At 67.5% G+C, this 2,699-nt stretch carries 1 protein-coding gene; it reads left to right on the forward strand.

Features of this window, described 5'->3' with window-relative positions:
* Positions 1–2,699: hypothetical protein (locus ACZY0B_RS27135; RefSeq protein ID WP_463767318.1), on the forward strand; the 2,699-nt coding region annotated here is incomplete at both ends.

A 2,699-nucleotide genomic window follows, 5' to 3' on the forward strand; every position in this document is an offset into this window, starting at 1 on the left:
GGCTTTCGATGGTGTGGTGGCGGGCCTGTCGGCGCTGGAGCGGGATTATTTGGGGCTGCGTGAGCGGGGGTTGGGCAACGATGAGATTGCTGGTGGTGGGGACTTTGCGGGGTGGGTGGTCGCTGAGCTAGGGGCTGCGGTGGTGGGTCGGTTGACGGGGGTGCTCGGTGCGGCGGTGGCCGAAAGCATGGTGGCTGCTGTGGGGTCTGGCGTTGTCCTTGCTGCGGAGTTCGAGCGCATTTTGGGCCAGCTCGATGAGGAGCAGTTGGCGGCCTATGAGCAGGTGATCGCCACGCTGACGCCGCGCCAGCAGGAGTATTGGGCGTGGCATCTGCGTGGCTTGCGCGACAACGAGATCGCTTCCAGGGTGGGTGTCACTGAGTTTGCTGCTGCTGCCGTGGGAGTCAGGGAGGGGGTCAGGGCTGTCGTGGTGGGCCGGTTGGAGGCGGTCATCGGGTCGGCGGCCGCGCACGGGCTGGGCGCCGAGGTGGGTTCGCCGGAGGTTCTCGTTGCGGAGTTTGCGCGTGTTCTTGACGGATTCGATCCCGGGCAGCGGCAGGCCTTTGATGAGGTGATTGCGAAGCTGTCACCGCGCCGGCGGCAGTTTTGGGACTTGCATTGGCAGGGTTTCACGATCGGTGAGATCGCCCGCAGGATGGGTATCGCGCAATCCGGCGCAAGTATTCATAAGGCCGCGGTGGTGGGGCGGTTGACGGCCGCGATCGGATCTTGGGCCGCGCAGCAACTGACCGCCAAAGCTGCATCCGAAGCAATGCCCGTTGGTGAGTTTGAGCGCCTTTGGGCGGGTCTTGATGGCGAGCAGCAGGTTGCCCTGGGGCGGGTGATGGCGGAGCTGACCGCCGATGAGCGGCGCTATTGGGTGGCGCGGGTGCGGGGATGGAGTGACTCCGCAATGGCCGGTAGGCAGGATTTTGTGCGCCAAGTAGTCGATCAGTTGATGGCGTCGGTGGTCGTCGTGTTGGGCCAAGTGCTCGGGTGGAGCGCAGCGCTGAGTGTGGTGAACTTTGCCGACTCCGATGCGGTCGGCGAGTTCGGGCGTGTCCTTGCCCGCCTGGACTCGGCACAGTTGGTGGCCTATCGGCGGGTGATCGCCGAGCTGAGACCTGCCCACCGGGACCTTTGGGCGTTGCATGTGTTGGGACTTTCCGACGCGGAAATCGGCCGGCTGCTCGGCTACACGTCGAACCGCGTCGGCCGGATGAAGGCTTCGGTCATTGAGCGGCTAGACGCCGCGATCGGCGTCGGGGCGGCCCGACGCCTGTCGAATGTGCAGCCCCGACAGTCTTATCCGGCGCTGCCGTATCGGGGTTGGGAGCTCTTCACGATTGAGCGGGCGTGGCGGGCAACCACGCTGTTGACCGAGCGCGAGCAGCTGTATTGGGCGTGGCATCTGCTGGGACTGCGCCCGGGTGAGATTGCTGCCCGGATGGGCGTGAACCCGCCGGATATCACCACCACGCGTGCGTTCGTGTTGCGGCGGTTTGCGGCGGCGCGGGTGGGGCCGCGTGGTTTGCCGGTGCCCGCTGAGCAGGTGGCGTCGTTGGCGTTTGTGCCTGCCGCGCAGCGGCGAGTGTGGGACGAGGTGGGGTTGACCCACTACCAGCAGCAGGTTCTTGCGCTGCGGGATCTGGGGGCGGGCCATCACGGCATCGCTGAGATGTTCGGCCTCAGCTACCGCACCAGGCCCTACGATGTCGAACGCGAGGCGCTGGGTCTGCTGAATGCGAGAGCGGTGCGGCGCGCGGGTGCTGACGTGGCGGTGGGATCGCGGCGCGAGGTGGACGCGGTCGTCGCCAGCGTGCACGGCTTGTTGGATCCGTTGGGGTGGCCGGTCGCTCTGATCGACCAGCTTGCGCAGGCGAGCGGCCGGGTGGCGGTGGCGGCGGTGTCGGGCCGCGATGCCACGGTGCGGGTGACCCCGGTGCTGGTGGGTGAGGGTGATTATGTGCGGTTTCGGGTCGAGATCGCCGGTGAGGGCGCCTGGTTGCAGGTGCTGGAAACCGCCGAGCCCGCCGGGCTGAGCACACGCCGGGGAGTCCTGGGCTCTGAGGGGATTTGGCTGGAAGCCGACGTCGTCACCATTGACGGCACACCGCGTTTGGCCGAGCGACCCCAACCGGTGCCCGAGGGCTGTTTTGCCCATGTGATCGAGGGCATGTGGCAGCTCGGCGGACGGCAATGGCGCCCGCGGCTTGATCCCCCCCAACCCGATCCCGTCCACGACTTCGACCGGGTGTGTCAGGCCGCGGGCGCGCCGCTGGCCGCCACCGACACCGACAGGTGGGCACCCGACCGTGGCGAGTGGCCCGAGCATTTGTCGCGGGCGGCCCCGGTCGTCGCGTTGGCCAACCACCTTGGCGCCCATGGGCAGGCCGATATCGCCTGGATGGTGCTCGACGGCCAAGCCGACGAGGATCACATCATCCTGCTGGCCAAGGTCGCCCCCGACCCCACCGGCGGGCCCGACGCGAAGCCGGCGTTGGTCGTGTTCGACGGCGATTTCGGTTACGCGATGGAACTCCACTGGTGGGCCCGCGAACAACGTTTCGGCCGCATCGACCGCGGGTTCCACGTCTTGTTCCACACCAGCGAAGGTAGACGGCCTCTCCCGATCACCGGCCCCGATACCCCCGCGGCCACCGACCTACCCATCCACAAAAACATCCGCGGCATCCCCG

The sequence above is a fragment of the Mycobacterium sp. IDUB_19 genome (assembly GCF_055419445.1).